This window comes from Parendozoicomonas sp. Alg238-R29 (assembly GCF_947331445.1).
Lineage (GTDB): Bacteria > Pseudomonadota > Gammaproteobacteria > Pseudomonadales > Endozoicomonadaceae > Sansalvadorimonas.
This window is the reverse complement of record NZ_CAMZOG010000107.1, coordinates 1-12,547: the sequence shown is the minus strand read 5'-3', so window position 1 is coordinate 12,547 and position 12,547 is coordinate 1. Positions and strand designations below refer to the sequence as shown.

Below are 12,547 nucleotides of genomic sequence, written 5' to 3'. Positions count from 1 at the left end.
CGAGCCATTCCTCAAGGTGTCCGTTATCCACCAGCGATAGCAGTGTTGGCAAATCCAGGTAGCTGAGTTCATCAAGCAACCAATTGGTTGCTGTTATTGGCATCCTGATAACCGCAGGCCGTTTGCAGGGTGGAATCGAAGCTGTTCTTACGTATTTGGGGGCATGACAGGTTCCGGGGTGCTTCTTACGAAGCTTTCTTTTGGTCACCCCAATGTTTATGACGGCAAAGTCAATTTCAAAAAAGAGCTACATCATTTTGATTTCGTCGGAAACCTCGAACCCGGTGAGGAAATCTATACGGCCAGTCCCGTTCAAAGGATGCTGTTCACACCCACACTAATGGCTCTTTATCAGCCCTTAATCTGTTAAAGCTGAGTGATGCAAAGGATACGACGGAACAGACTATGATCTCTATTGCCAGCTGGAAGCGCCGTAAATTCAATGAAGACCTGCTGTGCAGAGTTTTTGGCGAGTTAGGTTTATCTCTGAGTGATGAAAAAGTCATGGACACCTTTAAGCAACTCAGCAGTTACGGGGCTATCGCTGCGTGAAAGTGGCCGAAGTATTGTTAGTGAAGAGTTGTAGTAAATTGTTGGCAGGTAGTTTCATGCCTTTACAGCAGCATGATTGCTAATGTTTGCTCCGTAATTGACGAAGAAATGATGGCATCTAACAATAATGAGATTGCCCCATGACCCTTTTACAGAGTGCTAGAAGGCTGGCGGATAACTGGTTGTTGCAGCCTATTTTAAAAGTGGCGCATAAAGTTTTTTGGCGGAGGAGGTCTGTAGAGCCTGCACATCAGTCAGGAGGGTCTCAGCAGGTATCTGTGCAAATCAACGGTTCAGAATACTCATTTTTTAAGCCGTTAGGGCAGGGGTTCTATGGCAGCGTGCAGCAAGTGACCTGTCTTGACCAGACGTTTTCCCAGGAATCTGATACACCCCCGGCAACAAATATGTTTGCCATGAAGATGATTCCTCGAAAGGAGCCTGGTGCTGAGGCTGACTCCAAAGAAGTGGGTATTATGTCAGAGCTGAAGGGTTGTCACTATATTGTTGGAGCCTTGGGGACGACTACTGATGATCAATATGAATATATCCTGATGCCTGATGCTGGAGGGAATCTTGCGAGCCTTACTCAATCCGGCAATTCAGCAGGGGTATATATCAATACCCGTAAAAGGCGAAAAGCCCTTAATGTTCTCGATAAAATTCTTGAGAGAATGAGTCCCAGAGATGGCAGCTTCCATGCACTGAGCGAAGAGATGGCCAGAAAAGTATTCAGAGGAATGCTGGAAGGCATTCACTTTATGCACGAAAAAGAGATAGTTCATCGAGATATCAAGCCATCCAATATCCTGGTTGGACAGAATGGTACTGGTCGACTGGCTGATTTTGGTGCAGCCGCTCATTTAAGTGACAAGCCCTCTGAAGGCGGTGATGGCCGATTCTCCCCTCCTGAGAGATCCAGTGAGGCAGGAAGTTACACCAAAGCCAGCGATATCTGGATGGCTGGTGCCTGCATGGCCGCAACAGCTATCTCTCCGGCAGCTGTCTATACGCGTAGAAACAAGCCGCGGAGCACAGAAGAAATTCGCGCGAATGTTGAAAAGGCTGATATTAGCGGTGACCTTAAGAGATTGCTGCTGCTAATGCTGCAGGATAATCCTGCTCTCAGGCCTGGGGCGAAAGAATTACTATCAGAGCCTTTCTTCATGACTATTCAGCCCCTCTGATCAGTATATCTGCTAGGGAGTTTTTTCGGATGTTTCCTGATGTGAAGAGAAAGCTCTTCTGGGGCGGTAAGCTCTGGCCCCAAAGCTACTTCGTAGAAACTATCGGTAATGCTAATGAAGAAGTCATTCGGCAGTACGTTCAGAATCAATTAAAAGTGATGAATAATGCTGAGGCTAAAGGTGAGCCGTTAGGGCTCTTCTAAAACTCGGCCGCTTGCGGCCGAGTTTTTTATCGCATTCAACGGCGCCAACTCCAAAGCTTTACAGTTTTAAACTCAACGCTGTTGAGGCTTTAGTAGCGTGGCACCAGATAAAGCTTATTCCCCTCTTCCCGCATATTAACTTCACGCAGGAAGCTCATACCCAGCAGGATAGGGTGATTGCTGGGTACGACAGAAGCCTTTACATTGTTCAGGGTAATATTCTTTACCGTCACTGAATTCAAAGTAATCTGATAACCAACAATAGAGCCATTGGCAGTCTGGTAAGTCGCCTTCGTGCCGTGCCGATAAGAAATCCCCAGCTGATCGGCGGTGGATGCACTGATACTGACATCGGATGCGCCAGTATCCACAACCATACGTGCAGCACGGCCGTTTATCTTGCCGGTTGTCCAATAATGCCCATCATTACTTCTAACCAACAATGCTTCTTTCTTGGGGGCTTCAACAAAACCGCCAGTATTTTCCCTGCCCAGATTCAAGGTTAACTGCCGCCCGTCCACCTGAACAACTGCATTCCCACTATTGGTTGAGATAAGTCTCACCCCACCTTTATGTTGACCAGTTTTCAAGAAATGTCGCTGGCCATCTATCAGTATCACAGCAGCATTAGGGAACAAGCCAACCACACTGACATTGGTAGCCATCACGCTGCCACTCAGTACCAGTAAAAAGGATAGAAAGGCAAAGGGCTTTATCATTCTTAGTATTCCCGTTGTTTATGGTTTTCGGGGAACAGTGCTATTTATATGAAACGCACAAGAAGCTGCATACAAATAAGAGCATAAATACCTGCAATTAGATCATCCAGCATTATACCAAACCCACCATGCACCTTTTTATCAGCCACGCTGATTGGCCAGGGTTTCCAGATATCAAAAATACGAAATAGAACAAAGCCAATAACAACCCACATCCATCCAGCAGGTGCTGCAAACATTGTTAGCCAGTATCCGCAGAATTCATCCCAGACAATACCCGGATGATCATGCACACCCAAATCTCGGGAAGCACGATCGCAGATTGCTATTCCTACAATCGAAGCAGCAACGACTACCAGAAGATAAATAGGCAGGGAGAGGTTCTGCAAAAGCAAAAACAAGGGAATAGCGGCTAAAGTGCCGAATGTTCCCGGAGCTTTCGGAGCAAGACCACTGCCAAAGCCGAAAGCCAACAGGTGCCAGGGATTGGAAAGTTGAGGCCGGGGTTGAGACTGGGACAAAGGAAATCCTTAATCAAATCTTTAAAGCTACTGCATGATACAGCATCCAGAGACGGCTAGAAGTGGCGATAGCTTCCTGGTACAAATTCTTCTCCATCAAGCCTGAGAATACCTTTTTCTGAAGTCATCGTTCCAATCCGTGAAACGGTTACCGGAACATCATCAGGCATAACCTTGTCAGCAGGCCAACAGAAACAAAGTTCGTAATCATCGCCGCCAGAGAGTGCTTTTCTCAGCGCCCGATTACCACAAACTTTCTGTAATTCTTTAGATAATGGAATATTGGTACTTACCAATTCAGCACCACAACCTGAAGCCTTAAGAATATGACCAAGATCGCCTGCCAAACCATCAGAGACATCAAGGGCTGCTGTCGCGCCTTGTTCTGACAACCACTCTCCTAATTGAACTCTGGGTGTTGGTTGCCAGTAACGATCAACAAACTTCTTCTCAGCTTCTGTCTGTACCATTTTCTGATCGAGAATATAAGGTAAGGCTGCGCAAGCTTCACCAGGTGTTCCGCTGACGTATATATGGTCGCCCGGTTTTGCACCGCTACGCATCAGCGCCCGTCCTTTAGGAACAAAACCCTGAACATGCATAGTGATCGTTAATGGGCCACAAGTGGTATCACCACCAGCAAGGGAGATTTTGCACTCTTGAGCCATCATCGCAAGACCACGGCTAAAACTGTCTAACCATTGACTGTTTGACTCAGGGATAGAAAGTGCGAGAAAGAAACTGTGAGGCGTTGCCCCCATCGCAGCAAGGTCACTGACACTTACGGCAAGAGAACGATACCCAATCAGGAAAGGATCACCACTGGCAGGGAAATGAACATCCGCTACCAGAGTATCAATACTCTGCACCAGTTGTTGCTCTGCAAGTGGGGAGATAAGGGCACAGTCATCGCCTATGCCCATATCAAGATGGCCGCCGGCTGTCGTTAATTCCGAACGGTGAAATATCGTTCGGATCAGAGCAAATTCATCCATGGTACTGCTCCATTTAACAACATTCCGTAATTAACGGGACTTACGACGGTTCTGACGATATTCCTTCACTTCCACCGGACGCAGTTCCAGTGCCAGTTTATCAAGAATACCGTTGATGTACTTGTGGGAGTCCTGAGCACCGTACTTTTTCGCCAGTTCGATGCCTTCGTTAATCACCACGCGATAAGGTACATCGGTACGCTTCATCATCTCGTAACACCCCAAACGCAGGGTTGCACGCTCCACCGGATCCAGCTGATCAAAGCTGCGGTCCAGCAAAGGTTTGATGGTGTTATCCAGGTCGCTGAGCTGATGGGCAACACCCGACAGCAACTCATGGAAAAAGCCTCCATCAACACGCGTCATATCGTTACGAGCCCGGAACTGGGCTTCGATATCCACGATGGAGGCACCAGCCATCTGCCACTGATACAAAGCCTGCAGAGCCAGTTCACGCGCCTTGCGACGGGTCTGGGTGCGGCCTTTTTTACTATCAGTTTGCTTCTGACTGGCGGTTGTGTTCTGAGCGCTCAAATCATGACTCCAGATTTTTGAGCAGGCTCACCATTTCAAACGCGGCCAGGGCAGCTTCCTCGCCCTTATTACCCATTTTGGTACCAGCCCGTTCGATGGCCTGCTCGATCGTATCAACTGTCAGCACACCAAAGGAGACAGGAACTTCCTGATCCAGCATGACATTGGCCATACCCTTGGTGCACTCTCCTGCAACATATTCAAAGTGCGGTGTACCACCGCGAATAACTGCGCCCAGCGCGATAACGGCATCATAACGACCGGAAGCGGCAACCTTCTTAACAACCAGAGGCAGTTCGAACGCGCCTGGACAGCGGACAACTGTAATCTGCTCTTCGCTCACACCGTGACGCTTGAGAGAATCCACTGCGCCTTCTACCAGGCTGTCAACCACGTAGGCGTTCCAACGTGTTACCACAATGGCATAACGCCCATCGTTCGGGGTCATCATTCCTTCAATTGTTCTGATGCCAGTCATGGCGATTCCTCATTTTTCTCAAGCAGCTCCGGCCCAGAGCACAACACCTTCAAAGTGCAATACCTTCAAAGTGCAATACCTTCAAAGTGCAATACCTTCAAAGTGCAATACCTTCAAAGTACAATACCTTCAAAGTACAATGCCTCCAGGCCTCCTTTTTCTCTTAAACAGTTACCTGTGAGACAGGTTATTCACAGGGAATATTTTCTGTCACTTCCAGATCAAAGCCGGAAATGGCGCTAAAGCGCAGTGGTGAGCTCAGCAAACGCATTTTGCCAACCCCCTGATCCCGCAAAATCTGGGAACCCGTGCCAATGGTCATATACACACCAGCGTGGGCCCCGGTACTGTGATGAGGTTTTTCCTGACCAGAAAAATGTTCCAGACTGGTACCCAGATCATCGTACTGATCAGAATCCAGCAATACGAGAACACCTTTACCTTCTTTGGCGATACGCGCCATAGCCGCTGGCAGTGGCCAGCTTGTGCTGCCTTCTTTACGAGCTCCCAGAAAATCTCTGAAAGTTTCTGCCTGATGAACCCGCACAAGTGTAGGCTGATCCTGTTTTGGCTGCCCCATTGCCAGCGCCAGATGGGTACGGCCAGACATTGTGTCCTTGTATTCGGTCATTCGGAAATCCCCGTAAACCGTAGGCAGAACACGTTCACTCTCACGGATAACCGTCTTTTCGTTGAGAATCCTGTAATGGATCAGGTCAGCAATAGTGCCAATCTTCAAACCGTGCGTTTCCGCGAAACGCTCAAGATCAGGACGGCGAGCCATAGTACCGTCTTCGTTCATGATTTCAACAATCACGGCACCAGGTTCCAATCCAGCCATACGGGCGAGGTCTACACCGGCTTCAGTATGACCAGCTCTTTGGAGCACACCACCATCCATCGCACGCAGTGGAAAAATGTGACCTGGCTGAACAATATCTTCTGCGCGGGACATGGGGCTGATAGCAACCTGAACAGTACGAGCACGGTCACCAGCAGAGATTCCGGTTGTTACACCTGTAGCCGCTTCAATAGAAACGGTGAAAGCTGTACTTTGAGCTTCCTGATTATTAGCCGTCATCTGGTGTAACCCAAGATAATCACAGCGTTCGGCTGTCATGGGCATACAGATCAGCCCACGAGCGTGGGTACACATAAAGTTAATGATCTCCGGAGTAATTTTCTCCGCCGCAATAATCAGGTCACCTTCATTTTCCCGGTCTTCGTCATCCATCAGGATGATCATCCGCCCCTGGCGAATATCCTCAATCAGCTCTTCCGCGGTGTTCAGCTGCATGATCTTTCTCTTTATAGCGAAGTTACGATATCTGTAGCGGGCCTGTTCAGATGCAATCAACGCTTTCTGAAAAAACCATTCTCTGCCAGAAAGCTCTCAGTTAAACGGCTTTCCGGTTGTGATTCACTTTTCTCGCCTTGCCCGCCGGTTAAAAGGCGCTCAAGATAACGGGCAATAATATCGACTTCAAGGTTAACCCGGCTACCCGGGTGATAATGGGTGATAATAGTTTCCTGGGCTGTATGAGGAACAATATTCAGATGGAATATGTTTCCTTCAATGGCGTTCACAGTCAGGCTGACACCATCCACAGTGATGGAGCCTTTCTCGGCAATATAGCGAGACAGATCCACAGGCGTTTCTACTTTATAAATCAGGGAACGGCCGGACGGACTGATCTCAACAACCTGGCCAACGCCATCCACATGGCCACTAACGATATGACCACCAAAACGAGAGGTAGGCTGCATAGCCTTTTCCAGATTCACAGGGCTTCCAGCTGATAACTCACCCAGGGCTGTACGCTTGAGTGACTCGCGGGAAACATCCGCAGTGAAACCATCCCCCGTCAATGTAACAGCCGTCAGGCATACACCATTTGTGGCAATACTGTCACCCAGCTTTACATCACTCAAATCCAGATCGCCGGTTGCTACGTGCAGGCGAACATCTCCGCCACGCTGCTCCAAACGCTTGATAGAGCCTACAGCTTCAATAATGCCTGTGAACACTCAAATTCCTCATCAACTTCAGTTGGTTGTGCTTTTTACGCCAGCCTTGCTGTGATCCGCCAGTCATTACCAAAAGCACGAATATCTTTAATCTCTAATGGCTTCTTTTCTGCCATACGGGTAAACGGCATCTGAAGCAAAGGTCTTGCATCGGAACCCATCAAAATGGGAGCCATATAAACCAGCAGTTCATCCACAACGCTAGCTTCAACCGCAGCTCCGGCCAGTTTAGCGCCGGTTTCCAGGAGTACTTCGTTACATTCCCTGCGAGCGAGCTCTTCCATCAAAGCTTCAAGGTCAACTCGCCCAGAGTAGTTATCTTGAGGAAGAACCATAACCTCAACACCTAGTTCAGCAAGAGCGCGAGCCTTGTTTTTGCATGGAGTCGCAGCAGCAACTACGGTTTTTCCTGGCAGAGTAAGAATCTTTGCATCCAGAGGAATGCGCAGAGATGAATCAACAACCACTCTTAAAGGTTGCTTTTCTGCTGCCAGCTCCGGATTTTCAATCCGCAATTCTTTAGGGCGAACATTCAGGGAAGAGTTATCAAAAATAATGGAGTCAACGCCTGTTACCACGGCACAAGAGCGAGCTCGCCACTGCTGAACATCTGCGCGGGCGTCAGGTCCGGTAATCCACTGGGATTCACCGGAAGCCATTGCAGTACGCCCATCAACGCTCATGGCCAGTTTGCAACGAACAAATGGCCTGCCTGCTTTCATGCGCTTAAAGAAGCCAGTATTTAAAGCAGCAGCTTCTGATTCCAGCAAACCCGATGCGGTTTCAATGCCAGCCTGTTCAAGAATCTGAAAGCCTCCACCACTGACTCTAGGATTAGGGTCTGTCATTGCTGCAATCACTTTTACAACACCGGCTTCCGCAAGAGCTCTTGCACAGGGTGGTGTTCTGCCAAAATGGGCGCAGGGCTCCAGGGTTACATAAGCGGTTGCACCTTTGGTATCCCCTTGAACAGCGCGCAAAGCATTGATTTCACCATGGGGGCCACCAGCAGGACTGGTAAAACCTTCTCCAATAATCTCGCCATCCCGCACCAGTACACAACCAACGGAAGGATTAGGCATAGTGGAATAAATACCTTTCCGGGCAAGGTGCAACGCCCGGGCCATAAAGGAATGGTCCGCTGAGGTAAAAGAAGAGGAATTAAACATAAATCACTTGTCTCTGGTCAGAGACCCGTGTGGAACTTTCTCCAGCCGCTCAATCTCTTCGCGGAACTGATCAAGATCCTGGAACTGGCGGTAAACAGAAGCGAAACGAATGTAGGCCACTTCATCCAGATCTTTTAATGCGCCCATAACTTCTTCACCAAGAGCCAGAGATTTCACTTCTCTTTCCCCAGTGGAGCGCAAGCGCTGCTTAATGCGGTTAACAGCTTCTTCAATTTGCTCGGTACTGACAGGGCGCTTTTCCAGAGCTCGCTGCAAACCGGCACGAAGCTTGTCTTCATCAAAAGGTTCCCGTGAGCCATCCCGTTTAATTAAACGCGGCATTACCAGTTCAGCACCTTCATAGGTGGTAAAACGTTCGCTGCAGGTAATGCACTCACGGCGACGACGAACCTGGCATCCGTCAGCAACCAGCCGGGAGTCTATAACCTTGGTGTCTTCCGCGTTACAAAAGGGGCAATGCATGATAGCCGGGACAGTTCTTTCTCAGGAAAGGTGATAGTACCCCGAAAGGCACGAAAAACAAGCCTTACATCAGTAACCATGCGCCTTTTCAGGGGAATAGCCCTGAATTTCATCAGCTCCGCGTGAGACTTACCACATTCTTATCAGCAAAAGCGTCCCCAACAAAAACGCCGCAGATAAACTGCGGCGTTTGGGTTCAATTCATTAACAACAATTAATTGTATACAGGCAGACGCTGGCAGATTTCCAGAACCTTGCCTTTCACTTCAGCAACAACCTGTTCGTGGTCGTCAGCACCTATGCTATCCAGAACATCGGCAATCCAGTTACCCAGATTACGGCAATCATCTTCACCAAAGCTGCGACGGGTCACGGCTGGAGAACCAATACGCAGGCCACTGGTTACAAATGGAGAACGTGGATCATTGGGAACAGAGTTCTTGTTCACGGTGATATTGGCACTGCCCAGAGCAGCTTCAGCATCTTTACCGGAATACTCTTTACCAATCAGGTCAACCAGGAACAGGTGATCATCAGTACCGCCAGATACGATGTTGATGCTGCGTTCCAGAAGGGAAGAAGCCAAGGCCTGAGCATTCACTACTACCTGCTTCTGGTAATCCTTATAGTTGTCTTCCAGGCACTCTTTAAAGCAAACAGCCTTGGCTGCAATGATATGGCACAGAGGACCACCCTGACTTTCTGGGAATACGGCAAAGTTCAGACGCTTTTCCAGATCCTCATCACCGTGGGCGGAAATAATCAGGCCACCACGTGGGCCACCAAGAGTCTTGTGAGTCGTGGTTGTACAAACATGAGCATGGGGAACCGGGCTTGGGTAAACGCCAGCAGCAACCAGACCAGCGATGTGCGCCATATCTACAAACAGGTAAGCGCCAATCTTGTCGGCAATGGCACGGAAACGTGCCCAGTCAGCAATACGGGAGTAAGCGGAGAAGCCAGCGACAATCATCTTAGGCTTGTGCTCTTCAGCCAGGCGCTCAACTTCTTCGTAATCGATTTCGCCAGTTTCGGCATTCAGACCATACTGAACAGCATTGTAAATTCGGCCTGAGAAACTCACCTTGGCACCATGAGTCAAGTGGCCACCATGAGCCAGGCTCATACCCAGAATAGTATCGCCGGGCTTACAGAGCGCCATATATACAGCAGCATTCGCCTGTGAACCAGAATGAGGTTGAACATTTGCAAACGTTGCGTCGAACAACTCTTTAGCGCGATCGATAGCCAGCTGCTCAACAACATCAACATGCTCACAGCCACCATAGTAGCGCTTGCCAGGATAACCTTCTGCGTACTTGTTAGTCAGTACACTGCCCTGAGCTTCCATTACCCGAGGGCTGGTGTAGTTTTCAGAGGCGATAAGTTCAATATGTTCTTCCTGGCGAACAGCTTCAGCAGACATGGCTGCATGCAGTTCAGGATCGTAGTCAGAAATCTTTGAGTAATTTTTAAACATTGGATTATTCCCCGTCAGATCTTGATATTGTGTTCTGAGTATCTGCGCTGCGGCACATTCTAATACAGCACAGACAAATAGATAGACCGCATTCGCCTTAGTTCAGCGGCATCCAGGGCAGTGCTCAGGAACTTGCTTCTGAATTTCAGGGATAGTCGCCTTCGATTCCAGAGCACGATCATCCAAAACTATGTGGGTTACAAAGGCTACAAAAGAGCATAGCTGCCAATCACTTTGAGAAAACATCGTTCATTCTCAAAATGAAAGACGAGTCACCAATGGTCACCAATGGTCACCAATAGCCACCAATAGTCACCTACAGTCAAAAAAGTAGCCTGCGCTGAAAAGCAGCTGTATTTGCGAAAATCAACCCTATTCGATTGCCCGAATCCCGTTCATTCAGTATGTTTAACTGTTTCATCTCAATCTATTCCAAGAGACCCTTCCTGATGGCTCAATACGTTTACACCATGAACCGGGTTAGCAAGATCGTGCCCCCCAAGCGTACGATCCTGAAGGATATTTCTCTGTCCTTCTTCCCCGGCGCAAAGATTGGTGTGCTTGGTCTTAACGGTGCTGGTAAATCCACCCTGTTACGCATCATGGCAGGTGTTGATCAGGAATTTGACGGCGAAGCCCGTCCACAGCCTGATCTGAACGTTGGCTACCTGCCCCAGGAACCAGAGCTCGACCCGAGCAAGACTGTTCGTGAAGTGGTTGAAGAAGCTCTGGGTGAGATCAAAGAAGCCCAGGCTAAACTCGACGCTGTTTACGCCGCTTACGCAGAACCTGATGCTGACTTTGACCAGCTCGCCAAAGAGCAAGCCAAGTGGGAAAACATTATTCAGGCTGCCGACGCCCACAACCTTGAGCGCAAGCTCGATGTTGCTGCCGACGCACTGCGTTTGCCAGACTGGGATGCCAATGTCGTCAACCTTTCAGGTGGTGAACGTCGTCGTGTAGCCCTGTGTCGTCTGTTATTGTCTGCACCAGATATGTTGCTGTTGGATGAACCTACCAACCACCTGGATGCGGAGTCCGTTGGCTGGCTAGAACGTTTCCTGCTGGAATACCCTGGCACTGTTGTGGCGATTACCCACGACCGCTACTTCCTCGACAATGCTGCCAACTGGATTCTGGAACTTGACCGTGGCTACGGTATTCCATGGGAAGGCAACTACAGCAACTGGCTGGAACAGAAAGACGCTCGTCTGGAACAAGAAAGCAAGCAACAAGACGCCCACCGTAAAGCGATGCAGCAAGAATTGGAATGGTCTCGCTCTAATGCCAAAGGCCGCCAGTCCAAATCCAAGGCACGTTTGTCCCGCTTCGAAGAGATGCAGTCTCAGGAATTCCAGGCTCGTAACGAAACTAACGAAATCTACATTCCACCCGGCCCTCGTCTGGGTGACAAAGTACTGGAATTCAATAACGTCACCAAGGGCTTTGGTGATCGCCTGTTGATCGACGATCTGAGTTTCAGCATTCCTAAAGGAGCCATCGTCGGTATTATCGGTGGTAACGGCGCAGGTAAAACCACACTGTTCAAAATGATCACCGGCGATGAACAGCCAGACTCCGGCGCTATCGAATGCGGCGAAAGCGTGAAGATTTCCAACGTTCAGCAGATGCGTGATGAACTGCAGAATGACAAAACCGTATTTGACGCTATCTCCGACGGACAGGAAATTCTGCGGATCAATGGCTATGAAATGCAGGCACGCAAATACATCGGCCGCTTTAACTTTAAAGGCGGTGACCAGCAGAAACGTGTTGGTGAACTCTCAGGTGGTGAGCGTGGCCGCCTGCAACTTGCTGCAACCCTGAAAGAAGGCGGCAACGTATTGCTGTTGGACGAGCCTTCCAACGATCTTGATGTAGAAACTCTGCGTGCACTGGAAGATGCCTTGCTGGCGTTCCCTGGTTGTGCCATGGTTATTTCCCATGACCGCTGGTTCCTTGACCGGGTTGCGACCCACATTCTGGCTTACGAAGGTGAATCTAAAGTGTCCTTCTTTGAAGGCAACTACACTGAGTACGAAGCTGATCGCAAAGAACGTCTGGGTGAAGAAGCTGCTGGTCCACATCGTGTTAAGTACAAGCGTATTGACGGCTAACACTACCCGATGTGTGAGTTTTTCTGGGGGCATGACCACCGTCTAATATTTTTGTGCAAACAAATTTCACCAGACGGAAAC

At 49.1% G+C, this 12,547-nt stretch carries 14 protein-coding genes; 4 read left to right on the top strand and 10 right to left on the bottom strand.

Going from position 1 to position 12,547, the window contains the following annotated elements; genetic code table 11:
* Window positions 1-405 precede the first annotated feature (405 nt).
* The 3 genes from QMA35_RS19310 (at window position 406) to QMA35_RS19300 (ending at window position 1,942) form a co-directional block, all read left to right on the top strand.
* Entirely contained in the window at window positions 406-552 is a 147-nt protein-coding gene (locus tag QMA35_RS19310) for a hypothetical protein (RefSeq protein WP_281648784.1), read from the top strand.
* A 278-nt stretch (window positions 553-830) separates the two neighbouring features.
* Window positions 831-1,739, top strand: a complete 909-nt coding sequence (locus tag QMA35_RS19305; protein WP_281648783.1) for a protein kinase — start codon at window positions 831-833, stop codon at window positions 1,737-1,739.
* Window positions 1,697-1,942 carry a transposase gene (locus tag QMA35_RS19300; protein ID WP_348650963.1) on the top strand — a complete coding sequence of 82 codons (246 nt, stop codon included), beginning with the start codon at window positions 1,697-1,699 and terminating at the stop codon, window positions 1,940-1,942. Before QMA35_RS19305 ends, QMA35_RS19300 begins: the two co-directional genes overlap by 43 nt.
* Window positions 1,943-2,031: 89 nt before the next feature.
* On the opposite strand, the gene QMA35_RS19295 is transcribed toward QMA35_RS19300, so the two are convergent.
* The 10 genes from QMA35_RS19295 to glyA all read right to left on the bottom strand — a co-directional run bounded on the left by QMA35_RS19295 (window position 2,032) and on the right by glyA (window position 10,349).
* Window positions 2,032-2,661: a TIGR02281 family clan AA aspartic protease gene (locus tag QMA35_RS19295; RefSeq protein WP_281648782.1), complete on the bottom strand. Its 630-nt coding sequence runs from the start codon at window positions 2,659-2,661 to the stop codon at window positions 2,032-2,034.
* A gap of 44 nt (window positions 2,662-2,705) precedes the next feature.
* Window positions 2,706-3,182 carry a phosphatidylglycerophosphatase A gene (locus tag QMA35_RS19290; protein WP_281648781.1) on the bottom strand — a complete coding sequence of 159 codons (477 nt, stop codon included), beginning with the start codon at window positions 3,180-3,182 and terminating at the stop codon, window positions 2,706-2,708.
* A gap of 56 nt (window positions 3,183-3,238) precedes the next feature.
* On the bottom strand, window positions 3,239-4,177 hold the full coding sequence (gene thiL / locus QMA35_RS19285; RefSeq protein ID WP_281648780.1) for a thiamine-phosphate kinase: 939 nt from the start codon (window positions 4,175-4,177) through the stop codon (window positions 3,239-3,241).
* Between the two features lie 30 nt (window positions 4,178-4,207).
* On the bottom strand, window positions 4,208-4,711 hold the full coding sequence (gene nusB / locus QMA35_RS19280; RefSeq protein ID WP_281648779.1) for a transcription antitermination factor NusB: 504 nt from the start codon (window positions 4,709-4,711) through the stop codon (window positions 4,208-4,210).
* Between the two features lies 1 nt (window position 4,712).
* Window positions 4,713-5,189: a 6,7-dimethyl-8-ribityllumazine synthase gene (gene ribE, locus QMA35_RS19275; protein WP_281648778.1), complete on the bottom strand. Its 477-nt coding sequence runs from the start codon at window positions 5,187-5,189 to the stop codon at window positions 4,713-4,715.
* 187 nt (window positions 5,190-5,376) lie between these two features.
* Entirely contained in the window at window positions 5,377-6,486 is a 1,110-nt protein-coding gene (gene ribBA / locus QMA35_RS19270; protein ID WP_281648777.1) for a bifunctional 3,4-dihydroxy-2-butanone-4-phosphate synthase/GTP cyclohydrolase II, read from the bottom strand.
* 56 nt (window positions 6,487-6,542) lie between these two features.
* Window positions 6,543-7,217 carry a riboflavin synthase gene (locus tag QMA35_RS19265; protein WP_281648776.1) on the bottom strand — a complete coding sequence of 225 codons (675 nt, stop codon included), beginning with the start codon at window positions 7,215-7,217 and terminating at the stop codon, window positions 6,543-6,545.
* A 35-nt stretch (window positions 7,218-7,252) separates the two neighbouring features.
* Window positions 7,253-8,386, bottom strand: a complete 1,134-nt coding sequence (ribD, locus tag QMA35_RS19260) for a bifunctional diaminohydroxyphosphoribosylaminopyrimidine deaminase/5-amino-6-(5-phosphoribosylamino)uracil reductase RibD (RefSeq protein WP_281648775.1) — start codon at window positions 8,384-8,386, stop codon at window positions 7,253-7,255.
* A gap of 3 nt (window positions 8,387-8,389) precedes the next feature.
* Complete coding sequence (nrdR, locus tag QMA35_RS19255; RefSeq protein WP_281648774.1) at window positions 8,390-8,869, bottom strand: transcriptional regulator NrdR; 480 nt, start codon at window positions 8,867-8,869, stop codon at window positions 8,390-8,392.
* A gap of 214 nt (window positions 8,870-9,083) precedes the next feature.
* The gene (gene glyA, locus QMA35_RS19250; protein ID WP_281648773.1) at window positions 9,084-10,349 is read right to left on the bottom strand and encodes a serine hydroxymethyltransferase; all 1,266 of its coding nucleotides are present in this window, start codon (window positions 10,347-10,349) and stop codon (window positions 9,084-9,086) included.
* Window positions 10,350-10,798: 449 nt separating this feature from the next.
* Here glyA and ettA point away from each other — a divergent pair, with 449 nt between their 5' ends.
* Entirely contained in the window at window positions 10,799-12,466 is a 1,668-nt protein-coding gene (gene ettA, locus QMA35_RS19245) for an energy-dependent translational throttle protein EttA (protein ID WP_281648772.1), read from the top strand.
* Window positions 12,467-12,547 lie beyond the last annotated feature (81 nt).